The following is a 22,706-nucleotide window of genomic DNA, read 5'->3' on the forward strand; positions in this document are numbered from 1 at the left end:
CCATCGGCGCTGTTGGAGGGGGGCGCGCCGATGGCGGGGTGCTGTCGGCCGCGGCGCGGCGGAGAGGGTGGGTCAGCGTTCGCAGCCAGCAGCGAGGCCGACACCGCACCGTGGTGACTCTCCGACAGCTGCCGGTTGGACGGGCGGGGGTGGGGGCGGGTTCCCGCCTCCCCGTGGAATCCCCGTGGAATTCCTCAAGTCGGTGCGCGGGAGCCGGACGGGGCGACTGGGGCGCCGTCAATGCGCTTTCGCGGGTCCCGATGTGTCCACGGCCAGGGACACCGCGAGGCCGCCGAGCACGGTGCCCATGACGTACCGCTGGATCCGCAGCCAGCCGGGGCGGCGGGCCAGGAACACGGCGATGGTGCCGGCCGCCAGCACGATGGAGAGGTTGACCGTCACGGCGACCACGATCTGCACCGAGCCCAGCAGCAGCCCCTGGACCAGGACAGGGCCCGCCTGCGGATCGATGAACTGCGGGATCAGGGACAGGTACATGATGGCGATCTTCGGGTTGAGCAGATTGGTCACCAGGCCCATCGTGAACAGCCGGCGCGGCGAGTCGGGCGGTACGTCCTTCGGCGCGAACACCGAGATCCCGCCCGGCTTCAGCGCGCTCCAGGCCAGCCAGCCGAGGTAGCAGGCGCCGGCCAGCTTCACGGCGACGTACAGCTGGGGGACGGCGTAGAAGATGACCGACAGGCCGAGATTCGCGGCCGTCAGATAGACCAGGAAGCCGACCGCCACCCCGCCGAGGGAGATCACCCCGGCGCGTCTGCCCTGGGTGATGCTGCGGGAGACGAGGTAGAGCATGTTCGGTCCGGGGGTGAGCACCATGCCGAGGGCGATGACGAACACGCCGAGGACTCCACTCGGTTCGACCATGGCGACTTCCCCCGTCTGTGCTGCGGCGAGCAATGCACCGAGTCTAGGAAGAGATAATGCCTCGATGCAATGACGATATTGCTCTCGGTGCAATTCTGTGGTTGGGTGGGCGATCACCCAAGCCGAGGTTCGAAAGCCGAGGGGAGCGTTGTCGTGCGGGACTACCGGAGCGTCGCCGACGAGGTGGCCGCGGAGATCAGGTCCGGCGCCCTCAAGCCGGGCGACCGGCTCCCCCCGCAGCGCGCCTTCGCCCGGCGGTACGGCATCGCCAACTCCACCGCCACCCGCGTCTACCAGGAACTCGGCCGCCGCGGACTGACCGTCGGCGAGGTGGGCCGCGGCACCTTCGTGCGCGCCGCCGCCCCCACCGACGCGCCCGCGCTCGGCGAACCCGCCGGGAGCCGGATCGACCTGGAGTTCAACTACCCGGTCGTGCCCGAGCAGTCCGCGCTGCTCGCCGCGGGACTGGAGGGCCTGCTGCGCGCCGACGTCCTCCAGGACGCCCTGCGCCCGATCGGCCCGGCCGGTCGTCCCGCCGCCCGGGAGGCCGCCGCCGATCTGCTCACCCGGGGCGGCTGGCGCCCCGACCCGACGCGGGTGCTGTTCGCCGGGAACGGCCGCCAGGCGCTCTCCGCGGTCTTCGCCGCCCTGGTGCCGCCCGGCGCCCGGCTCGGCGTCGAGGAGCTGACGTACCCCGTGGTCAAGGCCATCGCCGGGCGACTGGGCATCACCCTGGTCCCGCTCGCCATGGACGACGACGGACTGGTTCCGGAAGCCGTCGAGGAGGCCCACCGGGCGGGCGGACTGCACGCCGTCTACGCGCAGCCGGTCGTCCACAACCCCCTGTCCCTGACGATGCCCGAGCCCCGAACGCACCGGCTGGCCGAGGTGCTGAGGCGCCTGGACCTCCCCCTGATCGAGGACACCATCTGGGCCTTCCTGCGCGACGAACTGCCCCCGCTGGCCGCGCTGGTGCCCGAGCGGACGGTCCTGGTCGACAGCCTCTCCAAGCGCATCGCCCCCGGGCTCTCCCTCGGTCTCGTCGTGGCCCCGGGACCCCTGCTCGACGACATCGCCGCCGCACTGCGCTCCGGGGGCTGGACCGCCCAGCACTTCAACGTGGAGGCCGCCGCCCGCTGGCAGCGCGAGGGCGTCGTACGCCGGCTGGTGCGGGCCAAGCAGCGGGACGCGGCCGTACGGCAGGAGATCGCGGCCCGCCGCCTGTCCGGCTTCGCCGTCCGCACGGACCCGCGCTCCTACCACTGCTGGTGGCGGCTCCCCCGCCCCTGGCGCGCCGACACCTTCGTCGCCGCGGCCGCCCGCTACGGCATCGGCGTCCCGCCCGCCGCCGCGTTCACCGTGGGCGACGCGCACGCCCCGAACGCGATCCGCCTGGGCCTCGCCACCCCACGCACGGACACTCTCTCCACGGCCCTGGCAACCCTCGCCAGGCTGGCCCGCTCGGCTCCGGAGGACGTGGCGACGGACTGACGATCCGGGGTCCATCTCGTGGACTTTCCGGCGCGGTGGCCCCGCGTCGGGCGATCATTGGGGCCATGCCAGTTGCCGACATCCCCGGTTCCAAGTCCATCACCGCGCGCGCCCTCTTCCTGGCGGCGGCGGCCGACGGAGTCACCACCCTCGTTCGGCCGCTGCGGTCGGACGACACCGAGGGCTTCGCCGAGGGGCTGGCCCGGCTCGGGTACCGCGTCGGGAGGACCCCGGACAGCTGGCAGGTGGACGGCCGCCCGCAGGGCCCCGCGGTCGCCGAGGCGGACGTCTACTGCCGGGACGGCGCGACGACCGCCCGCTTCCTGCCGACGCTGGCCGCCGCCGGCCACGGCACCTACCGCTTCGACGCCTCCGAGCAGATGCGCCGCCGCCCGCTGCTGCCGCTCACCCGGGCCCTGCGCGAGCTGGGCGTGGACCTGCGGCACGAGGAGCGGGACGGCCACCACCCGCTGACCGTGCGGGCGGCCGGGGTCGCGGGCGGCGAGGTGACGCTGGACGCCGGACAGTCCTCGCAGTACCTGACCGCCCTGCTGCTGCTCGGCCCGCTCACCGAGAAGGGCCTGCGCATCCATGTCACCGACCTGGTCTCGGTGCCGTACATCGAGATCACCCTCGCGATGATGCGGGCGTTCGGGGTGGAGGTGACCAGGGAAGGCCATGACTTCGTCGTCCCGCCGGGCGGCTACCGCGCCACCACCTACGCCATCGAACCCGACGCCTCCACCTCCAGCTACTTCTTCGCCGCCGCGGCCCTCTCCGGTGGCGAGGTGACCGTGCCGGGTCTCGGTGAGGGCGCGCTCCAGGGCGACCTGGGCTTCGTCGACGTACTGCGCCGGATGGGCGCCGAGGTGGAGATCGGCGCGGACCGCACCACGGTCCGCGGCACCGGCGAACTGCGCGGCCTCACCGTCAACATGCGGGACATCTCCGACACCATGCCCACCCTCGCCGCCATCGCCCCCTTCGCCTCGGGGCCGGTGCGCATCGAGGACGTCGCCAACACCCGGGTGAAGGAGTGCGACCGCCTGGAGGCCTGCGCGGAGAACCTGCGGCGGCTCGGCGTGCGGGTGGAGACGGGCCCCGACTGGATCGAGATCCACCCCGGCGCCACCCCCACAGGCGCGGAGATCAAGACCTACGGCGACCACCGCATCGTCATGTCCTTCGCCGTCACCGGCCTCCGCGTGCCCGGTATTTCGTTCGACGACCCCGGCTGCGTCCGCAAGACTTTCCCCGGTTTCCACGAGGAGTTCGGGGCGCTGCGCGCGCGGTTGTGAGGGACGACGGGTGAGCTTCAGGCTGACGGGGCCGGTACTGGAGGGCGCGCTGGTGCGCCTGGAACCACTGGAGCGGCGGCATGCCGCCGGGCTGGCCCTCGCGGCCGAGGAGAACCGCGACTCCTACGCGTTCACCTGGGTGCCCACGGCCGCCGAGGTGGAGGGCTACGTCGACGCCCAGCTCGCCCGCGCCGCGGCCGGCAGCCTCGCGCCGTACGCGCAGATCTCGTCGGCGACCGGACGCGTGGTCGGCACCACCTCCTACTGGGAACCGCGCTCCTGGCGCACCGAGGACCGGCTGGACGCCATCGAGGTCGGCTTCACCTGGCTCGCCGCCTCCGCGCAGGGCACGGGCGTGAACACCGAGGCCAAGTTCCTGCTGTTCCGGCACGCCTTCGAGGAGTGGGACGTGTCCCGGGTCGACCTCAAGACCGACGCCCGCAACAGCCGTTCCCGCGCCGCCATCGAGCGCACGGGCGCCCGCTTCGAGGGCGTCCTGCGCAACTGGTCCCGCTCCTGGGCCCCGGGCGAGGACGGCCTGCTGCGCGACTCCGCGATCTACTCGATCACGGCCGAGGAGTGGCCGGAGTGCCGGGCCCGGTTGGAGAAGCGGCTGTCCGGGACGCACTGAGCAACTCCTCCCGTACGGCGGCCAGCACCGGGTCGTTCTCCGAGCCCGCCCGGACGGCCGCGAAGACGTTCCGGGACGGCGGCTCGCCCTCGGTGGGCAGCAGGGCGATGGCGCGGTGCGCGTACAGCGGGCGGACCAGGCGGGGGATCAGGGCGACGCCCCGGCCCGCCTCGACCAGGGCCGCGAGCGCCGCCCAGTCGTTCACCGCGTGCCGGATGTCGGGGGTGAAACCGGCCGCCGCGCACACCGAGCGGGCCACCGCGCCGCAACAACTGCGCGCATCCCCGACGATCCAGGGCTCGGCGGCCAACTCCCGCAGCGCGACCCGCCGTTCGCCCACCAGTCGGTGGTCCGCCGGTACGGCGAGGTCCAGGACGTCGGTGAGCAGGTCGACGCGGTGATAGCGGCCGTCGGTGTGCGGGGGCGTCGCCGCGAAGTCCACGGCCACCGCCACGTCGACCCGACCCGCGTCCAACGCGGTGAACAGATCCGGGGGTTCGGCCTCCACGACGTCCACGCGGAGCCGGGGCAACCGCTCGGACAGTGCGCGCAGCGCCCCGGGCAGGAGCCCGAGGACGCCACTGGAGAAGCAGCCGATCGTCACCCGCGCCCGCCCGCCCTCCCCGTACGCGGCCAGGTCGGCGCGGGCGCGCTCCAGTTGGGCCGCGATCAGATCCGCGTGCCCGAGCAGGACCCGGGCCTGCGCGGTGAGCCGTACGCCCCGCCCCTCCCGCTCGGTCAGCGGGACGCCCAGCTCCCGGGAGAGCGCGGCGAGCTGCTGGGAGACCGCCGACGGGGTCAGATGCAGGGCCTCGGCGGTACGGGCCAGGCTGCCGCGGCGGCGCAGCTCCCGCAGGACGGCCAGGCGGCGCAGATCGACCATGAAGGTCTCGCTTACTGGTTCCATCGCGAAAGATTAACTGGACCAGGCGGTCCCTGATCGGAAACCATCGGCGCCATGACCTCGTACCTCATCCTCCACGGCTGGCAGAACCACCGCCCCGAAGGCCACTGGCAGCACTGGCTCGCCGACCGGCTCACCGGGCTCGGCCATCAGGTGACCTACCCGCAACTCCCCGACGCCGACGATCCCGAACTTGACGTCTGGCTGGGGGAGTTGGCCCGGCATCTGCCCGGACAGCAGGTCGTCCTCGCCCACAGCCTCTCCGCCGTGCTGTGGCTGCACGCGGCCGCCCGCGCGCTGCCCGGACTCGGGGACGTGGACCGGGTCCTGCTGGTCGCCCCGCCTTCCGGGTCCGTGCTGAGCCGTCACCCCGAGGTCGCCGCCTTCGCCCCGCCCGCCTCGGACTTCACGCTGCCGGGGCCGACCCGCCTGGTCGCGGGCGAGGACGACCCGTACTGCCCGGAGGGCGCCCGCACCCTGTTCGCCGAGCCGCTCGGCATCCCCTGCGACATCCTCCCCGGCGCCGCCCACCTGGACCTGGACGCCGGTTACGGCCCCTGGCCCGCGGTGCTGGACTGGTGCCTGGACCCCAATCAGCGGCTCACTCCGGCGTAGTGCCGTTCCGCAGCTCCGGAGTGCTGGAGGCGACGTAGGCCACCGCCAGGACGCACAGCAGGCCGCCCGTGACCAGGGCGGTCGCTCCGGAGGTCCAGCCGGCCACCACACCGCCGCGCACATTGCCCAGATGCGGTCCGGCCTGGCCGACGATCAGCTCGGCCGCGGTCACCCGGCCCAGCAGGGCGTCCGGGGTGCGGGTCTGGACGATCGTCGTACGGGACAGCACCGAGACGGAGTCCGCCGCGCCCGCCACCACCAGCAACCCAAGTCCCGCCCAGGCGCTGGTGGTCAGCCCGAACAGGGTGACTGCCACACCCCAGATCCCGGCCCCGCACAGCATGACCGCGCCGGGGCGGGCCAGCCGGGTCAGCCGTCCGGAGAAGGCGGTGGCGGTGACCCCGCCGAGCGCGAAGGCGGACAGGAACAGGCCGAGGGTGCGCGGATTGCCGCCGAAGCGCTCCTCGTTGACCAGCGGGAACAGGCTCATCGGCATCGCCAGCACGGTCGCCGCGAGGTCGGTGATCAGCGCCCCGCGCACCACCCGGTGCCCGCCCAGGAAGCGCAGTCCGTCCAGCACGCCGTGCAGTCCGGGGCGCGACGGCTCGCCCTCCGGCGGCAGCGCGGGCAGGCCGAAGGCGCCGTAGAAGGCCAGGCCGAAGCTGAGGGCGTCGATCAGGTAGCAGACGCCGATGCCGAACCAGCCGAGGAACAGGCCGCCGAGCGCCGGGCCGATCAGCATCATCGACTGGGCGGTGACCTGGTTGAGCGCGAGGCCCGCGGCCACCTGGTCCTTGGGCAGCAGCCGCGGCACGAACACGCCCGCCGCCGGACCACCGACCGCGCTGAAGGAGGAGCCCGCGGCGACCAGGGCGAGGATCCCGATCACCGGGACGTTCCCGGTGAAGCCCTGCACCGCCAGCAGCAGGGAGCAGACCGCCTGGCCGATCGTCGCCACGAGGAAGATCCGCCGCCGGTCCCCCCGGTCCACCCACGACCCGGCGAACAGCCCGACCACCACCAGCGGCACCGCCTGCGCGAGCCCCACCGCACCGCTCCAGACCGCACTGTGCGTCATGTCCCACACCTGGAACATGACCGTCACCACGGTCATGAAGCTGCCCAGGATGGAGGCGGTACGTCCGATCAGCAGCCGCCGGAAGACGGGGGAGGTGCGCAGGGGCCGTACGTCGACGAGGACACGGGCGAGGCTCATGAGGGCATGGCGAAGCGCGGCGGCGCGGGCGGGATCATGACGGGGACGCTAACCGGAGCCAGGCTCCGATGGCCAACGAATTACCCGGGGTCTATGCCGACTCGTTGAGCAGCCGCGCCAGATGGTCGTGCCCGGCGCCCAGCAGATCCGGCAGCGGTGCCGCGGACTCGTACCAGCGCTTCTCGTACTCCCAGCACAGCCAGCCGTCCCAGCCGTGCCGGGAGAGTACCTCCACGCACTCGGAGAGCGGCAGCACCCCGGCGCCCAGCGGCAGCGGGGTGGTGTCGGCGGCCGAGGCGATGTCCTTGACCTGGACATAGCCGAGGTAGGGGGAGAGGGCCGCGTACGACTCCGAGGGCTGCTCGCCGCCCAGCCAGGTGTGCATCACGTCCCACAGCGAGCCCACGTGCCGGTGCCCGACCAGGCCCAGTACCCGGATCGCGGCGGCTCCGGTGCGGTGCGAGTCATGCGTCTCCAGCAGGATCCGTACGCCGACGTCGGCGGCGTACTCGGCGGCGGTGCCGAGCCTGCGGGCGGCGGTGGCGTCGGCGTCCTCGGTGCTCTGGGCGTCCTCGGCGCCGGGGAAGACGCGGACGAAACCGGCGCCGAGATCGCGGGCGAGGTCGAGCAGGGCGCGGATCTCCGCGACGACGGCTTCGTCGGGGCCCGGGGCACACACCCGCGGGTAGCCCGCGACGCCGACGACCTCGATCCCGGCCGCCTTGAACTCGGCGGCGGCCGCGGCCCGTTCGGCCCCGCCGAGCCCCGGATGCACCGGCTCCTCGGGGTGGGCGCGCAGCTCGACGCCGTGATAGCCGTGGGCGGACGCGAGCCGCAGCACATCGGCGAGGGGAAGACCGGGGACACCGAGAGTGGAGAACGCCAGCTTCATGGTCGCGACTCTACGCGTCTGTGGCGTGTCTCACTCGGGGGCGCTGACCCCGCCGCGAGGTGCCGCAGGCGCTCACTCGGGCGCGCCCGTCAGATCCAGCCGCCAGTCCTGGCCGTTCAGGTCCTTGCCGAAGGAGCGGTGGGGTTTCTCGGCGGTCAGGACGAAGCCGTGGCGCTGGTAGAGGCGGCGGGCGGCGGCCAGGACGTCGTTGGTCCACAGGACCAGGTCGCGGTAGCCGACCCCGCGGGCGAAGTCCACCACGGCGCTGATCAGCCGGTCGCCGATGCCGAGGCCGCGCGCGTCCGGGTCTACCAGGAGCAGCCGGAGCCGGGCGGTGGCGGGCGCCTCGTCCCGTACGCACATCACACAGCCGACCGGGCGTCCGTCCAGCTCGGCGATCCACACCCGCTCCAGATGCGGGTCGTGGTCCTCGGCGAAGTCGGCGACGATCCGCGCGACAAGACCCTCGTAGTCGGTGTTCCAGCCGAACTCGGCCGCGTACAGAGAGGCGTTGCGCTGCACGATCCAGCCGAGGTCCCCGGGGCCCGGTTCGCGCAGCAGCACGTCCTCGCGGCGCGGGGGCCGGCCGTCGGAGAGGATCTCGCGGACGGTCCGCATCGCCTCCGCCAGCCGGGGCCGGTCGGCGGGCGGTACGGCCGACAGCAGATTGCCGACTGACTCGTTCGCCCGCTCGGCCAGCAGCGTGGCGGTCTCCCGGCCGCGTGCGGTCAGGGTGATCCGGCGCCGCCGCGGATCCTGCTCGGACGGCGTCCGCTCGACCAGCCCGTCCTGCTCGAACTTGGTCAGGATCCGGCTCAGATACCCCGAGTCGAGCGACAGCTCGCCGCGCAGATCGGCCGCGTCGGTGCGCGGGGAGTGCGCCAGCTCGTAGAGCACCCGGGACTCGGTGAGGGTGTACGGGGCGTACAGATGGCGGCTGTAGTCGAGGGCGCCGATGACGTTCGTGTAGAAGCGGTTGAAGGCGCGGATGTCCTGGACTGTCATGTCGGCCCGCTCCCTGGCTGGCTGATGTCTGACTGAGTCAGAGATATCGTACGACCACTCCGGCGGCCTGGCTAGGATCGCGCCCATGGGGGCGGACATCGACGGGGTGATCGAGACACGTGAGCCGGGCGACGTCTGGGAGACCGAGGTCGATCTGCTGGACTTCGGGCTCGGGCGGGAGCGCTACACCTGGGACTGCCTCTTCGGCTTCGGCTCGGGCCTGTGCGTGGACCGGCCGCTGTTCGACGCACGGGGGCTCCCGGACGACATCTCCGAGGAGATCGCCTCGTGCGCAGGGGACTGGCAGCACAGCCACTCGTACGCCACCTGGGCCGAGATCGCGGCCGTCGACTGGGACGCCCCGGTGTGCGACACACCGGCCTACGGCTACGTCGGTGAGTGGCGGCCGGGGCTGGACGGTGAACTCGCCCTGGACGGTGTGGTCTGGGCTTCGTTGGAGATCCTCGACGCGGCGGAGGAACTCTTCGGCGAGGACCTGATGCCGCCGGAGTGGCCACCGGGCGGCGCGGTCCCGTTCGACGGGGCCGTCTACCGACCGGTGGTCATCACGCCGCGCATGTTCGCCCCACCGGACGGCAGTTGGGGCCCGGTGTGGACGAAGATGCGCGAACTGGCGGCCGAGTACGGCGACGACAACGTCCGCCTGGTGGTCTGGTTCGGCTGACCGCGGGCCGGCCTTAGGCCCGAACTCCTAGTCCACCGGCCGGAACACGCACACCTGCGCGCCCGTCTTGGCCGTGGTCGTGGAGACCAGCTCCAGCGGACGCTTGCCGCCGTCCGTGGGGAAGATCGACTTGCCGCCGCCGAGGAGCACCGGCATCACGATGAGCTGGAGCTCGTCGACCAGGCCCTCCGCGATGAGCGTGCGCACCAGCGTGGGGCTGCCCATCATCGCCAGGTCGCCGCCCTCGGTCGCGCGCAGCTCCCGGATTCGGTCGACCGCGCCGTCGGCCGGGATCAACTCGGTGTTGTTCCAGGTCGGATCGGCGTCCGACAGGGTGCCGGAGACGACGTACTTCTTCAGGGAGTTCATCCGGTCCGCGAAGGGGTCCCCGGCCCGGTCCGGCCACGCCCCGGCCATGGTCTGCCAGGTGCGGCGCCCGAAGAGCAGCGCCTCGGCGTTCGAGAGCCCCGCGTCGAAGGCGCCGCCGAGGACCTCCGGGTCGAAGTACGGGTGCGACCAGCCGCCGTGCGCGAAACCGCCGTCGGTGTCCTCCTCGGGACCGCCGGGCGCCTGGACGACGCCGTCGAGGCTGATGAACTCGGTGATGACGATGCGCATGGTGGCCGCTCCCGTGTCTGCTGTCTGCGTTGTCGTGTCGGCAATGAGACCAGGGCGAACCCCGGAACTCATCGCTACGACGAGGCCGGATTCAGGAATTCGGCAGGAACCGCTCCCGGTAGTGGCCGTCCAGCACCGTCCTGACGCGCTCCGGGGCGAGGTCGTCGTAGGAGAAGGTGAGCCGGCCGTTGCCGCCGGTCAGCAGGTCCATGGAGTCCTCGCGGGCGTTGAAGGCGATCTCGACCTGGCCGATGGCCGAGCCGTACTCGGCGGGGAACCACATCTCGATCTCCTGCCAGAAGTTCACCTGCGAGGCGACCGACGAGCCGGGCGTGCCGCGCTTCATCTCGGCCTCGTCGAAGCGGAACCCGAGGTCGGCGAAGGCCTGGAGGACGACGTCCTGCGGCGCGAGGGCGTGCACGGAGAACTCGTCGAAGTCGCCGCGGTCCACGGAGTTGTCGATGGCCAGTTCCGTTCGCACGGCCACCCGGGCGCCCTTGAGCCGCCGCCCGCCGAGCATATGGGTCAGCGGCATCTCCCAGGGCAGCTGGAACACGACGTCCTTGACCAGCTCCTTGCCCGCGGCGAGCGCGAACGGTCCCTCCTCGGTCCAGGACAGGATGATCCCCGGGTTGTCCCACCCGGTCTCACTGGCCTCGTTGTCCTCGAACCGCCCGACGACATCCAGCTTCAGCCGCTCGACCAGCACATCAGCGCCACCCCCGCGCAGCGTGACGGTCGCGGTCAGCTCCTCGCCCGGCCGCACCTCGACCCGGTCCAGCACCGTCTCCACCTGCGGTGCGTTGATCCCGAGCGCACTGAGAAACGTACGGAACGCCATGACGGCAACCCCTCCCCTAAATGATCTCTGCCGTGCGCACCTTATGGTGCGGAACCGGCCATTCGGTAGAGATCATCACGGTCTATTGATCCACTACTCGTATGACGATCGACGAGGCCTTCAAGAACGACCTCCGCCAGACCCTCCAGGACGCCCGGGAGGCCCTGCTCTGGAAGCTCGACGACCTGTCGGAGTACGACGCCCGCAGGCCCCTCACCCCGACAGCGACCAACCTGCTCGGCCTGGTCAAGCACCTGACCGGCGCCGAGGCCCTCTACTTCGGCACGGTCTTCCAACGCCCCTGCCCCGCACCCCCGTTGTGGATCATGGGTGAGGCCGAGCCGAACGCGGACCTATGGGCCACACCGGACGAGTCCCGCGAGCGGATCGTCACCGACTACCGCAGGGTCTGCGCCCACGCCGACGCGACCATCGAGGCGCTCCCGCTCGACACCCTCGGCGAACTCCCCGGCTCCGGCGGCAAGACCCTCACCCTCCACCGCGTCCTCACCCACATGATCGGCGAGACCCACCGCCACGTCGGCCACGCCGACATCGTCCGCGAGCTGATCGACGGCGCCACGGGACAGCGACGCGACGGCACGAACATGGCGCCGGGGGAGGAGGGTTGGTGGACGGAGCACTGGGAGCGGGTGGAGCGGGCGGCCAGGGACGTCAGTTCATGACCCGCTGCTACCCCCGCGGCACCCCTGAAGACCCCCGCACCATCAGCTCCCCCCGAATCGTCGCGATCCCCCCGGGAGGCGCCTCCTCGCGGCCCATCGCGATGCGGCCCGCCCGCGCCCCAGCCTCCGACAGCGGCAGCCGCACCGTCGTCAGGGACGGCACGGCGTCGATGCTGAACGGCAGATCGTCGAACCCGGCGACCGAGACGTCCTCCGGGATTCGCAGCCCGGACTCCCGCAGCGCGGCGCACGCGCCCAGGGCGACGGAGTCGTTCGCGGCGACCACCGCGGTCAGGGTCGGGTCCCGGCGCAGGAGTTCCAGCGTGGCCTCGTAACCGGAGCGGCGGTCGTAGCGGCCGTGGACCGTCCAGCGGGGGTCCTCCTCAATGCCGTGCGCCGCCAGCGCGGCCCGGTGTCCTTCGAGCCGGTGCCGGGTCGTGGTGCGCTCCTCGGGGCCCGCGATGTAGCCGAGCCGCCGATGGCCGAGGCCGATCAGGTGCTCGGTGAGCTCCTTGCCGCCGCCGCGGTTCTCGAAGGTCAGCGCGATGGCCCCGGTGTCCGGCGCCGGCGGGCGCCCGCACAGCACCACCCGGGTCCCCGCCTCCGCCAGCTTCCGCAGCTTCGTCGCCACGGCCGCCGCGTGAGGGGCGTTCTCCACGGCCCCGCCGGTCAGCACCACGGCCGCCGCCCGCTGCCGCTGGAGCAAGGTCAGATAGGTCAGCTCGCGTTCGGGGGAGCCGCCCGTGTTGCAGACGACCGCGAGACGCTCACCGCCCGCGCGCCCGCCCGGGCCGCCGATCTCCGCCTGGATCGCGCTCGCCATGATCCCGAAGAAGGGGTCGGCGATGTCGTTGACGAGGATGCCGACCAGGTCGGACGTGGCGGCGGCCAGCGCGCTGGCCGGCCCGTTCAGCACGTAGTCCAGCTCGTCCACGGCGCGCAGCACCCGCTCACGGGTGGACGCGGCCACGGGATAGTTCCCGTTCAGTACGCGCGACACCGTCGCGGGCGAGACCTGCGCGCGGGCCGCCACGTCCGCCAGGGTCACCGTCATCTCGTCGTCCTCCGGTCGCGCATGTCATCGCATCTCAGTCGTACGTCGTCGTACGTCGTCGTACACGCGGGCCCCCGCGGCCCGGTTCCGAGCAGACTGTAAGGCCACGCCCCCCGCTTGTTCGCCCCCTCGAACAACTCATCCTCATCACGGTCTTGTCCGGAACGCTGGTCAGAGGCTAGCTTCTTGGTAGATAGAAAGCGCTTGCTGTAACGCCTATCAGTGGGGGCGTGCGCGGCGCGCACAACCGCGTGCGACACCTACGAAGGGATTGACGTGACACGCAAGACGGTGCGTATCGCCATGAACGGCGTGACCGGGCGCATGGGCTACCGCCAGCACCTCGTCCGCTCCATCCTGGCCCTGCGCGAGCAGGGCGGACTCGACCTCGGCGACGGCACCGTGCTGTGGCCGGAGCCGGTCCTGGTCGGCCGCCGCGAGCACGCGCTCAGGGCGCTCGCCGAGCGGCACGGCCTGGACCCGGAGGGCGTCTCCACCGATGTCGACGCGGTTCTCGCCGACCCGAGCATCGACATCTACTTCGACGCCCAGGTCACCTCCGCCCGCGAGGAGGCGATCAAGAAGGCGATCGCCGCGGGCAAGCACATCTACACCGAGAAGCCGACCGCCACCGGCCTCGAAGGCGCCCTGGAGCTCGCCCGGCTCGCCGCCGCGAAGGGCATCAAGCACGGCGTGGTGCAGGACAAGCTCTTCCTCCCCGGCCTGCTCAAGCTCAAGCGCCTCATCGACGGCGGCTTCTTCGGCCGGATCCTCTCCGTGCGCGGCGAGTTCGGCTACTGGGTCTTCGAGGGCGACTGGCAGTCCGCCCAGCGCCCCTCCTGGAACTACCGCGCCGAGGACGGCGGCGGCATCGTCGTCGACATGTTCCCGCACTGGGAGTACGTCCTGCACGAGCTGTTCGGCCGGGTGAAGTCCGTCCAGGCCATCGCCACCACCCACATCCCGCAGCGCTGGGACGAGAACGGCAAGCCCTACGACGCCACCGCCGACGATGCCGCTTACGGCATCTTCGAGCTGGAGGGCGGCGCCATCGCCCAGATCAACTCCTCCTGGGCGGTGCGGGTGAACCGGGACGAGCTGGTCGAGTTCCAGGTCGACGGCACCGAGGGCTCGGCGGTGGCCGGACTGCGCAACTGCCGCGTCCAGCACCGCTCCGCCACCCCCAAGCCGGTCTGGAACCCGGACATCCCGGCCACCGAGGTCTTCCGCGACCAGTGGCAGGAGGTCCCGGACAACGCCGAGTTCGACAACGGCTTCAAGGCCCAGTGGGAGCTGTTCCTCAAGCACGTCTACGCGGACGCCCCCTACCACTGGGACCTCCTCGCCGGCGCCCGCGGCGTCCAACTCGCCGAACTGGGACTCAGGTCCTCCGCCGAGGGCCGCCGGATCGACGTACCGGAGGTCGCACTGTGACCATCCGGCTCCCCGACGCCCAGGGCGCCCTGCGGACCTACGAGCCCCGCCAGGAGCCCCTCGCCCCGCACTCCGGCGCACCCTTCTCCTCTCGTACGGTGTTCTCGGCGGCCCACGTCGTCGCCGATCCCTTCGCCGACGTCAGCCCCGACTCGCCCGCCGCCGTCGACTGGGACGCCACCCTCGCCTTCCGGCGCCATCTGTGGGCCCACGGACTCGGAGTCGCCGAGGCGATGGACACCGCGCAACGAGGCATGGGCCTGGACTGGGCGGGCGCGGCCGAGCTGATCCGGCGCTCGGCCGCGGAGGCGCAGGCAGTCGGCGGCCGTATCGCCTGCGGCGTCGGCACCGACCAGCTCGCCGCCGGTTCGCTCGCCGAGGTCCGCGCGGCCTACGAGGAACAGCTCGCCGTGGTGGAGGAGTCCGGCGCGCAGGCCGTCCTGATGGCCTCCCGAGCCCTGTGCGCCGTCGCGTCCGGGCCGGAGGACTACCTGGAGGTCTACGGCCACCTGCTGCGCCAGGCCGCCGAGCCGGTGATCCTGCACTGGCTTGGCCCGATGTTCGACCCCGCGCTGGAGGGCTACTGGGGGTCCGGCGACCTCGACGCGGCCACCGACACCTTCCTTGAGGTCATCTCCGCCCACCCCGACAAGGTGGACGGCATCAAGGTCTCGCTGCTGGACGCCCAGCGCGAGATCGACCTCAGGCGCCGGCTCCCCGACGGCGTCCGCTGCTACACCGGCGACGACTTCAACTATCCCGAGCTGATCGCGGGCGACGAGCAGGGCTTCAGCCACGCCCTGCTCGGCATCTTCGACCCGCTGGGCCCGCTGGCGGCGGAGGCGGTCCGGGTCCTGGACACGGGTGACGTCGCCGGGTTCCGTGAACTGCTCGATCCTACGGTCGAGTTGTCCCGTCACCTCTTCCAGGCCCCGACCCGCTTCTACAAGACCGGAGTGGTGTTCCTGGCCTGGCTGGCGGGCCACCAGTCCCACTTCACGATGGTGGGCGGCCTCCAGTCGGCCCGCTCCCTGCCGCACTTCGCCCGCGCCTACGAACTCGCCGACGGTCTGGGCCTGTTCCCGGACCCGAAACTGGCCGAGGAGCGGATGAAGAACCTGCTCTCGCTGTACGGGGTGAACCAATGACCGCGGATCTGTCCCGCTTCTCCATCAACCAGATGACGGTCAAGCAGCTGGCGATGCCGGAACTGGTCGACGCCTGCGGGGGTTTGGGTGTCACGAACGTCGGACTCTGGCGGGAGCCCGTACGTACGTACGGGCTGGAGGCCACGGCGAAGCTGGTCCGTGACGCGGGTCTGACCGTCACGACCCTGTGCCGGGGTGGGTTCTTCACGGCCGTCGACCCCGACGAGCGGGCCAGGGCGCTGGACGACAACCGGCGGGCGGTCGACGAGGCGGCCACCCTCGGCACCGACACCCTCGTCCTCGTCTCCGGCGGTCTGCCGCCCGGCTCGAAGGATCTGCACGGCGCGCGGGAGCGGATCGCCGACGCGCTCGCCGAACTGGGCCCGTACGCCGAATCCCACGGCGTGCGCCTGGCCATCGAGCCGCTGCACCCCATGTTCGCCTCGGACCGCTGTGTGGTCTCCACCCTCGCCCAGGCCCTGGACCTGGCCGAGCGCTTCCCGGCCCACCAGGTCGGCGTCACGGTGGACACGTACCACATCTGGTGGGACGACACGGCTCCCGCGCAGATCGCCCGCGCGGGCGCGGGCGGCCGTATCCACACCTTCCAACTGGCCGACTGGACCACGCCGTTGCCCGAGGGCGTGCTCAACGGCCGCGGTCAGATCGGGGACGGCTCGATCGACATGCGGGAGTGGAAGGGGTACGTCGAGGCCGCCGGATACACCGGCGCCATCGAGGTGGAGCTGTTCAACGACGCGCTGTGGGCTCGGGACGGCCGGGAGGTGCTGGCCGAGACGGCTCAGCGCTATCTGACGCACGCGAGCTGAGCAGCGCGTCGGCCGTGGCGGTGCGGGCGTACAGCACCCAGCGGCCGGCCCGGTGCGCGCTGACCAGACCGGCGTCGCGCAGTGCCGTCAGCGACTGGGACACGGCGGCCGGGGACAACCCGGTCCGCCGGGCCAGGTCGGTCGTGGCGGCAGGGACGTCCAGCTCGGTCAGCAGCCGGGTCCGCGAGCGGCCCAGCACGACGGCCAGTGCCTCGGCGGCCGGGGCAGGCCTGGGCTGCCACAGCGTCGCGGTGTCACGGGCCGGGTAGGCGAGCTGGAGCGGGTCCGGCGGGGAGACCCGGATGAGCAGTCCCGGACCGGTGAAGGCGGACGGCACGAGGACGAGTCCGGTGCCCGCCACGGCCCGCGACAGCCCACGCCTGCGCTCCCGCAGCCGCAGGGTGTCGCCCTCCCGGGCGGCCTGGCCGTGCAGCTCGTCGAGCAGATACGCGCTGCCGTGCTCGGCGAGCTGCCGGGCCCGGTGCAGGACATCGGCGTCGAGGGCGGCCCGGATACGCGCCCAGTAGGGGGCGAGCGCGAGTTGCCAGTAGGTCTCTATCTCCTCGGCGAGCTTCGGCAGTTGGGTGTGCGGATCGTCGTAGAGGGATCGGAGTCGAGGGCCCAGTGAGAGGCCGTGCTCGCGCTCCAGGCGGGTCAGGTCCCGGCGTATCCGCTCGGCCGGAGCGGCCCGCAGCGCGGTGAGCTCCTCCGCGAGGGTCGGAGCCGGTGCCGTGGGCGCTGGATTGAGGAAGTCGGGGACGTAGCCGTCGCACGGTACGAGTTCGGCGAGCCGGTCGCGGTCCAGGCCCGCGGCCGTCACCCGCGGCCGCACCTGCTCGATCCAGTGGCGGTGCACCGGGTGAGCTCGCCCGGCGGAGAGCAGCCGGAAGCTGGTCGCGACCTCCCACAGCGGCGACACGGCGAACCGCAGCCGCGCCCGATCCCCGGCGGAGAACTCCAGTTCCGCCTCCATGACCCTTACCCCCCACCGGTTTCGGCCACGGCTCGAACAATGGCGGTGAGCTTAGCGCCGGAGGATGGATTCCGGGGCTGGACGGACTAGGGAAAACACAGCCGGGGAACGCCCCGCCGAACCGCTTTACCGCCCGCTCACCCCTATGGGACCCTCGGATCCCTTGGGGGCGGGAGCGGGGATGCGGCAGGCAGTCGCTGAGGTCGGGGCTCTGGTGCGGAGCCTGAGGATGGCGGTCGGGCTTCCGGGCGCCGCGAGCGGCGCGTACCGGTCGCTTCCGGCGCTGACGAGGACGTACGAGACGGTCGTCGCGCCGCTGGTCGCCGAGACCCTTCATGATCCGGCCGAACGCGCCCGCGTCGACGGGTCGTTACGGGTCATGAGCGTGAAGTTCGGTCTGGCCATGCTCAGTTACGGCCGACTGACCGGGCACCGGACCCAACTGGACGTAGCCGTTCTCGCCGGTGCCGTCACCCGGCTCTACGACGATCTCATCGACGGAAGCGGGGACGGGAGCGGCGACACCGGCGCCGACGAGCGGCTCGGGGAGTTGATGGGCCACCGCGCCTTCGTGCCCGGTACCGCGCCGGAGCTGCTGCTGGAGCGGCTCGTGTACGGGATCGAGGGGGCGCTGCGGCACCCGCCGCACGCGTCGCTGATGACGGCGCTGGCCTCCCTGCACGAGTACCAGGTGCTGTCCCGTCGCCAGCGGGAGGCCGACGTGCCGCTCGACGTGCTGGAGAAGATCACCCGGGGCAAGGGCGGCGCCGCCCATCTCATCCTGTGCGGCCTGGTCAAGCCCGTACTGGAGCCCGCCGAGCGGGAGTTGGTCATGGACCTCGGGGAGATGCTCCAGTCGCTCGACGACTACATGGACGTCGAGTTCGACCGCGAGAACGGTGTCACCACCCTCGTCTCGTGCGGGGCGCTGACCCTGCCGGGCATCGCCCGGCGGTTACGGGCCGCACGCCCTCGGCTGGTCGCCGTCCACGGCGGCCGGGCCGCCCGGCCCTACTGCGCGATGCTGTACTTCCTGCTGCTCCAGGCCTGGGTGGCGCGCAGGCTCCCCGTGCTGGGGCGACTGGCCCGGCGGCCCGCCCGGCGCTCGCCCGTCCTGGCGTTCCTGTCCCGCGGGGAGGACGCCCTGCCGCCCGCCGCACCGGAGCACTCCTGATGGGCCGGGACCGGACGGCCCTGGCGATCCGCGCGGCGCTGGCGGTCATCGTGGTGATCACCGTCGTGGTGGTCGGGTTCGGACTGCGCGAGGGCGGTCTCGACCCCACCGAGCTGTGGCTCTCCCTGGTCGGCGGCGTATTCATCCCGGCCGCCGCCATCGCCCTCCAGTACGGCCGCCGCACCGTCACCCTCGACGAGGCCGCCTCCACGCTGGCCCGGACGGTTACCCGGCACTGGAGCAGGGAGAGCGGTTACCGCGGCCTGTACGAGGAACGCCGGATGGCCGTCCGCTGGCGGCGCGAGCCGGGCTCCGAGCGGTCCTCCCAGCTGTCCGCCGAACTCCCCGACGAGGGCGTCCTCGACCAGCTGACCGGCGCCTACGTCCGGCACGCCCGCGCCGGGCGCCTGTCCCGGCTGGTCGTGACGGGCGAGCCCGGCGCCGGAAAGACCGCGCTGTGCGTACTGCTCACCCTGGAGCCCTCGGAGAACGCGGTCGTCCCGGTCCTCTTCCCGCTCTCCTCCTGGGACCGCAAGACCTCCCTGACCGACTGGATGATCAACGAACTCGCCGTCAACTACCCGGTCGTGGGCGAGCGGACGCGGGCCCGGGAGCTCGCCGGGGAGCTGCTGCGCGAGCGTGTGGTGCTGCCCGTCCTGGACGGACTGGAGGAGGTCACCGACCGACCCGCCGCCCTCCGCGCCATCCAGGAGGAGCTGGACGCCCGTTCCTTCGTCCTGACCTGCCGGGCCCACGAGTTCGACGGCCTGGACCCCGCGCGGGCGCTGCGCGACACCCTCGTCGTACGCCTTCAGCCGCTGCGCGCCGACGAGGCCGGCGGGGTGCTGGAGCGGGCCGGAGGGGCGGGCCGGGGGCCGCTGCTGGCCACGCTCCGGGCGCGGCCGGACGGTCCGGTGGCGTGCGCGCTGGACACGCCGTTCATGCTGTCGCTGGCCGTGGCGCTCGGCGGTGCGCTGCCCGAGGAGCTGCTGTGCGCGGACGACCCGGCCGCCGTGCCGCGGATCAAGCGGTATCTGCTGGGCGAGTTCGTCACCCAGGCCTACCGGCGCACCCTCGACCGCCCCAAGGCCCTCTTCGGCGTCGAGGAGGCCCGCGGCTATCTAGCCTTCCTGGCCCGCCAGACCGAGCCGGGCACCCATCGGTTCGCCTGGTGGCACCTGCACCGGTCCGTGCCGCGCGGGGTGTTCCTGGCCGTGGCGCTGGCCAACGCCGTCGTCGCCTGCTCGACGGCCTCCGTGACGCTCTTCGCGCTCGTCCAACGCCCCTGGCTGGGCCTGTGGATCGGGATGGGCGCCGCCGTTGTCGGCGCGCTGGTGGTGGAGCTGGTCCCGCAGGACGACCCGCGCCGCGCCAAGCCCCGGCTGCGTTCGGTGCGGCCGCCCAGTCGGCACGCCCTGCAACGCGTCCTGGGCTTCGGCCTGATGGGCGGTGCCGCCTGCGCGGTGATCGTCGCCTTCCTGTACGAGCGTCCCGTGCACGTGGTGGTCGGCGGCCTGCTCAGCGGCCTCACCTTCGCCACCGCCCGCTACTTCAGCGAGCCCAGCGACCCCCTGGAGGCGGTGACCCCGGTCGGCCTGCTCCGCTCCGACCGCACCACCATCCGCTACGCCTGGCTCACCGGCGCCGTACCCGGCGCGCTGACCGGCGCCTACCTCGGCTCCGCCATCAAGGAGGGCCGCCGGACCCCGCAACTGGACGACGTCACCCTGATCGACCGACTGCCCAGCGCCGTCGAGGCGTTGATGGGTGCGGCCGCGGGCGCGCTGCTCAGCTCGGTCGGGCTCGGGATGATGGCGCTGGGGTCCAGTGCCTGGGGCCGTTTCATCCCCTCACGCGCCTGGCTGGCGCTGCGCGGACACACCCCGCGCCGGTTGATCCAGTTCGCCGAGGACGCCCGGGACCGGGGCGTGCTGCGGCAGGTCAACGGCTACTACGAGTTCCGGCACGCCCTCCTGCACCGTCACCTCGCCGAGACCGACCCCGGCGCACCCTCCCGGTCCCCGGCCCCGGCCGCCGCCACCAGGACGGGACCGGCGAGCTCCCAGTAGGCCCGCCGCGCCGGACGCCGTCCGGGCTCCGGCAGCGCCAGGTACCGGGCCTGCGGGAACCGGATCCGGGCCTGCGCACCGACCGGCCGCACCGTGAGCAGCTCCAGCTCGGCCAGCTCGCGGCGCACCTCGCCGAGCGCCGGCCACTGACCGCGCCCCGGCGTCGCGCACACGAACTCCAGGGTGGCCCGGGAGTGCGTGCCCGACGCCCGCTCCCGGGCCCGCCGGTCCAGCAGCCGGCCCACCTGGTCGCCGCAGGTCAGGTCGTACACCCGGGACAGACCGGGCGTCTCGTCGGTGCGCACGGAGCAGCGCAGCACGGGGAACTCGTGGTCGCGCAGGGCGGCGGTCCGCTCGGCCAGCCAGCGTGGTTCGTACCGCTGCTGGAGCCGCTCGAAGATCACCAGCAGCACCGCTCTGAGCAGCACCAGCAGTCCCAGCAGGACCGCACAGCCGAGCGCCTCGGTCCGTACGTCCGGCAGCAGCAGCCCGGCCAGCGTCAGGGTGGGGGGCAGCAGCGCCCAGCCCGCCGTGACCCGCCGCGCGCGGGCGAACTCCGGCCCGGCCAGACCGGTGGCACGGCGCCGCAGCAGGTCGGGGAACCTGCGCAGCGGCGCGAGTGCGAGGGGCACTTCGGGCCGCAGCAGTCCGGGTTCGTAGCTCATCGCCGTACCCGCCTGCCCTCCGTCGACGCCTTGAGTCGATACGTACCCGGTGACGCTACCGGCACGCCGGGCGGCCTTCTCACGAGGACGCGGAAAAAATTTCCGCGGGACCGTGCAACCTTCCCCGGGGGTCGCGGGTCGTACATGGCGTCAGGACTTCTTGGAGGGGGATCTGGGGGGATCGCGGGGGGTTCTGACACGGAGGGGGACAGCGCGAGGGGGCCTCGGTCGACGGACCGGGCCCCCTCGAAGCGTGTGCGGCAAGGTGTCTGGATCAGAAGAAGACACCGCAGCGCAGCAGCACATTGGCGTACGGCGACGCCTCCCCGGTGCGTACGACCACCCGCGCGTCCCACGCCATGTCCTTCAACTGCTGGTGCGAGACCAGGGTCGGCTTCGGAAAGTGCTTGTCCAGCAGTGCCGAGGCCGCCGGATTGGCCTCCCGGACCTCCTCCGCGGCCGTCGCCCCCTCCACCACCAGCTCCGCCAGCAGCCCCTCCAGCACCTCGGCGAACGACGGCACCCCGGCCCGGAACGCGAGGTCGACGACCTTGACCCGGTCCGGGATCGGGAATCCGACGTCACACACCAACACCCCGTCCCCGTGCCCCAACTCGGCGAGCGCACCGGACAGATGACGGTTCAGGATGCCCGAGCGCTTCACAGGGACTCGACCTCTTCCGCCGTCGGGAACGACACCTGCGCCCCCTCCCTCGTCACCGCCGCCGCGCCCACCCGGGCCGCATACGCCGCCGCCTCGGACAGCGAGGCCCCGGCGCCCAGCCGGTAGGCCAGCGCCGCGGTGAAGGCGTCACCGGCACCGGTGGTGTCCACGGCCGCCACCTTCACGGACGGGATCCGGGACACCCCCTCGGGGGTAGCCACCAGCGCGCCCTCCGCGCCGAGCGTCACGACCACCGAGCGCGGGCCCTTCGCCAGCAGGATCCGCGCCCAGTCCTCGGGCCGGTCCCCGACCGCCGAGTCACCCAGGATCACCTTCGCCTCGTGCTCGTTGACGATCAGCGGATCGCAGGCGGCCAGCACTTGAGAGGGCAGCGGCTGCGGCGGCGAGGGGTTCAGCACGAACCGGCTGCCGTCCGCCAGATTCCGTACCACCTCCTCGACCGTCTCCAAGGGGATCTCCAACTGCGCGGAGACCACCCGCGAGGCCTGGAAGAGGCTCGCGGCGGCCCGTACGTCCCCCGGTGCGAGCCGGGCGTTGGCGCCGGGGGAGACCACGATGCTGTTGTCGCCGGACGGGTCCACGGTGATCAGCGCGACCCCGGTGGGCGCCCCGCCGACCAGGACGCCCACCGTGTCCACCCCGGCCCGGCGCTGCGAGTCCAGCAGCAGCCTGCCGTGCGCGTCGTCGCCGACCCGGGCCAGCAGGGCCGTACGGGCCCCGAGCCGGGCCGCCGCGACCGCCTGGTTGGCGCCCTTGCCGCCCGGGTGGACGGCGAGGTCGGAGCCGAGCACCGTCTCGCCGGGGCCCGGCCTGCGGTCCACGCCGATCACCAGGTCGGCGTTGGCCGATCCCACGACCAGGAGGTCGTAGTCGTACATCGAATGTCTCCCTGTTGAGGTGAGTTGCT

23 protein-coding genes are annotated in these 22,706 nt (G+C 72.6%); 11 read left to right on the forward strand and 12 right to left on the reverse strand.

Annotated elements, in window-relative coordinates; all coding sequences use genetic code 11:
* Nucleotides 1-237 precede the first annotated feature (237 nt).
* Nucleotides 238-885, reverse strand: a complete 648-nt coding sequence (locus BN159_RS27335) for a LysE family translocator (RefSeq protein ID WP_015660244.1) — start codon at nucleotides 883-885, stop codon at nucleotides 238-240.
* A gap of 153 nt (nucleotides 886-1,038) precedes the next feature.
* Here BN159_RS27335 and BN159_RS27340 point away from each other — a divergent pair, with 153 nt between their 5' ends.
* From BN159_RS27340 to BN159_RS27350, 3 genes are all read left to right on the forward strand, one after another.
* Nucleotides 1,039-2,376 (forward strand): aminotransferase-like domain-containing protein, encoded by a 1,338-nt coding sequence (locus BN159_RS27340; protein ID WP_015660245.1) that lies wholly within the window; start codon nucleotides 1,039-1,041, stop codon nucleotides 2,374-2,376.
* Nucleotides 2,377-2,441: 65 nt separating this feature from the next.
* The gene (aroA, locus tag BN159_RS27345; protein ID WP_015660246.1) at nucleotides 2,442-3,674 is read left to right on the forward strand and encodes a 3-phosphoshikimate 1-carboxyvinyltransferase; all 1,233 of its coding nucleotides are present in this window, start codon (nucleotides 2,442-2,444) and stop codon (nucleotides 3,672-3,674) included.
* Between the two features lie 10 nt (nucleotides 3,675-3,684).
* Nucleotides 3,685-4,305, forward strand: a complete 621-nt coding sequence (locus tag BN159_RS27350; RefSeq protein WP_015660247.1) for a GNAT family N-acetyltransferase — start codon at nucleotides 3,685-3,687, stop codon at nucleotides 4,303-4,305.
* On the opposite strand, the gene BN159_RS27355 is transcribed toward BN159_RS27350, so the two are convergent.
* Entirely contained in the window at nucleotides 4,241-5,212 is a 972-nt protein-coding gene (locus BN159_RS27355; protein WP_051113549.1) for a LysR family transcriptional regulator, read from the reverse strand. The two genes, BN159_RS27350 and BN159_RS27355, sit on opposite strands and share 65 nt — an antisense overlap.
* A 51-nt stretch (nucleotides 5,213-5,263) precedes the next feature.
* On the opposite strand from BN159_RS27355, the gene BN159_RS27360 reads away from it, so the two are divergent.
* A complete protein-coding gene (locus tag BN159_RS27360) occupies nucleotides 5,264-5,824 on the forward strand; it encodes an RBBP9/YdeN family alpha/beta hydrolase (RefSeq protein WP_015660249.1) in 561 nt (186 codons plus the stop codon).
* On the opposite strand, the gene BN159_RS27365 is transcribed toward BN159_RS27360, so the two are convergent.
* The 3 genes from BN159_RS27365 to BN159_RS27375 all read right to left on the reverse strand — a co-directional run bounded on the left by BN159_RS27365 (nucleotide 5,811) and on the right by BN159_RS27375 (nucleotide 8,937).
* On the reverse strand, nucleotides 5,811-7,040 hold the full coding sequence (locus tag BN159_RS27365; RefSeq protein ID WP_015660250.1) for an MFS transporter: 1,230 nt from the start codon (nucleotides 7,038-7,040) through the stop codon (nucleotides 5,811-5,813). The genes BN159_RS27360 and BN159_RS27365 overlap by 14 nt on opposite strands.
* Nucleotides 7,041-7,131: 91 nt before the next feature.
* Nucleotides 7,132-7,932, reverse strand: coding sequence for a sugar phosphate isomerase/epimerase family protein (locus tag BN159_RS27370; RefSeq protein WP_015660251.1), 801 nt, complete (start codon nucleotides 7,930-7,932; stop codon nucleotides 7,132-7,134).
* A 72-nt stretch (nucleotides 7,933-8,004) separates the two neighbouring features.
* A complete protein-coding gene (locus BN159_RS27375; protein ID WP_015660252.1) occupies nucleotides 8,005-8,937 on the reverse strand; it encodes a bifunctional helix-turn-helix transcriptional regulator/GNAT family N-acetyltransferase in 933 nt (310 codons plus the stop codon).
* An 85-nt stretch (nucleotides 8,938-9,022) separates the two neighbouring features.
* Between BN159_RS27375 and BN159_RS27380 the strand changes: the two genes are divergently transcribed.
* Nucleotides 9,023-9,622, forward strand: coding sequence for a hypothetical protein (locus tag BN159_RS27380; RefSeq protein WP_015660253.1), 600 nt, complete (start codon nucleotides 9,023-9,025; stop codon nucleotides 9,620-9,622).
* A gap of 27 nt (nucleotides 9,623-9,649) precedes the next feature.
* Here the strand turns inward: BN159_RS27380 and BN159_RS27385 are convergent, their stop codons facing one another.
* Together BN159_RS27385 and BN159_RS42950 are read right to left on the reverse strand one after the other, a co-directional pair.
* Complete coding sequence (locus BN159_RS27385; RefSeq protein ID WP_015660254.1) at nucleotides 9,650-10,240, reverse strand: dihydrofolate reductase family protein; 591 nt, start codon at nucleotides 10,238-10,240, stop codon at nucleotides 9,650-9,652.
* 91 nt (nucleotides 10,241-10,331) lie between these two features.
* On the reverse strand, nucleotides 10,332-11,081 hold the full coding sequence (locus tag BN159_RS42950; protein ID WP_015660255.1) for a sporulation protein: 750 nt from the start codon (nucleotides 11,079-11,081) through the stop codon (nucleotides 10,332-10,334).
* Nucleotides 11,082-11,182: 101 nt separating this feature from the next.
* Here BN159_RS42950 and BN159_RS27395 point away from each other — a divergent pair, with 101 nt between their 5' ends.
* On the forward strand, nucleotides 11,183-11,767 hold the full coding sequence (locus BN159_RS27395) for a DinB family protein (protein ID WP_015660256.1): 585 nt from the start codon (nucleotides 11,183-11,185) through the stop codon (nucleotides 11,765-11,767).
* A gap of 7 nt (nucleotides 11,768-11,774) precedes the next feature.
* Here BN159_RS27395 and BN159_RS27400 read toward each other — a convergent pair whose 3' ends face one another.
* A complete protein-coding gene (locus tag BN159_RS27400; protein ID WP_015660257.1) occupies nucleotides 11,775-12,821 on the reverse strand; it encodes a LacI family DNA-binding transcriptional regulator in 1,047 nt (348 codons plus the stop codon).
* Between the two features lie 276 nt (nucleotides 12,822-13,097).
* Between BN159_RS27400 and BN159_RS27405 the strand changes: the two genes are divergently transcribed.
* From BN159_RS27405 to BN159_RS27415, 3 genes are read left to right on the forward strand one after another with little or no spacing between them, the layout of a single operon-like run.
* Nucleotides 13,098-14,255 carry a Gfo/Idh/MocA family protein gene (locus tag BN159_RS27405; protein WP_041819925.1) on the forward strand — a complete coding sequence of 386 codons (1,158 nt, stop codon included), beginning with the start codon at nucleotides 13,098-13,100 and terminating at the stop codon, nucleotides 14,253-14,255.
* Nucleotides 14,252-15,403 carry a dihydrodipicolinate synthase family protein gene (locus tag BN159_RS27410; protein WP_015660259.1) on the forward strand — a complete coding sequence of 384 codons (1,152 nt, stop codon included), beginning with the start codon at nucleotides 14,252-14,254 and terminating at the stop codon, nucleotides 15,401-15,403. The genes BN159_RS27405 and BN159_RS27410 overlap by 4 nt, the downstream gene beginning before the upstream one ends.
* Complete coding sequence (locus BN159_RS27415; protein WP_015660260.1) at nucleotides 15,400-16,233, forward strand: sugar phosphate isomerase/epimerase family protein; 834 nt, start codon at nucleotides 15,400-15,402, stop codon at nucleotides 16,231-16,233. The genes BN159_RS27410 and BN159_RS27415 overlap by 4 nt, the downstream gene beginning before the upstream one ends.
* Here the strand turns inward: BN159_RS27415 and BN159_RS27420 are convergent.
* Nucleotides 16,154-17,206 (reverse strand): ArsR/SmtB family transcription factor, encoded by a 1,053-nt coding sequence (locus BN159_RS27420; RefSeq protein WP_015660261.1) that lies wholly within the window; start codon nucleotides 17,204-17,206, stop codon nucleotides 16,154-16,156. The genes BN159_RS27415 and BN159_RS27420 overlap by 80 nt on opposite strands.
* 229 nt (nucleotides 17,207-17,435) lie before the next feature.
* Here BN159_RS27420 and BN159_RS27425 point away from each other — a divergent pair, with 229 nt between their 5' ends.
* Both BN159_RS27425 and BN159_RS27430 read left to right on the forward strand, forming a co-directional pair.
* A complete protein-coding gene (locus BN159_RS27425; protein ID WP_041819926.1) occupies nucleotides 17,436-18,380 on the forward strand; it encodes a hypothetical protein in 945 nt (314 codons plus the stop codon).
* Complete coding sequence (locus BN159_RS27430; protein ID WP_015660263.1) at nucleotides 18,380-20,449, forward strand: NACHT domain-containing protein; 2,070 nt, start codon at nucleotides 18,380-18,382, stop codon at nucleotides 20,447-20,449. The genes BN159_RS27425 and BN159_RS27430 overlap by 1 nt, the downstream gene beginning before the upstream one ends.
* Here BN159_RS27430 and BN159_RS27435 read toward each other — a convergent pair.
* The 3 genes from BN159_RS27435 to BN159_RS27445 all read right to left on the reverse strand — a co-directional run bounded on the left by BN159_RS27435 (nucleotide 20,362) and on the right by BN159_RS27445 (nucleotide 22,677).
* Entirely contained in the window at nucleotides 20,362-21,114 is a 753-nt protein-coding gene (locus tag BN159_RS27435; protein WP_015660264.1) for a hypothetical protein, read from the reverse strand. The two genes, BN159_RS27430 and BN159_RS27435, sit on opposite strands and share 88 nt — an antisense overlap.
* Before the next feature lie 274 nt (nucleotides 21,115-21,388).
* The gene (rbsD, locus tag BN159_RS27440; RefSeq protein WP_015660265.1) at nucleotides 21,389-21,778 is read right to left on the reverse strand and encodes a D-ribose pyranase; all 390 of its coding nucleotides are present in this window, start codon (nucleotides 21,776-21,778) and stop codon (nucleotides 21,389-21,391) included.
* Nucleotides 21,775-22,677, reverse strand: coding sequence for a ribokinase (locus tag BN159_RS27445; RefSeq protein WP_015660266.1), 903 nt, complete (start codon nucleotides 22,675-22,677; stop codon nucleotides 21,775-21,777). Before BN159_RS27445 ends, rbsD begins: the two co-directional genes overlap by 4 nt.
* Nucleotides 22,678-22,706: the final 29 nt, after the last annotated feature.

Source organism: Streptomyces davaonensis JCM 4913, from assembly GCF_000349325.1.
Classification (GTDB): domain Bacteria; phylum Actinomycetota; class Actinomycetes; order Streptomycetales; family Streptomycetaceae; genus Streptomyces; species Streptomyces davaonensis.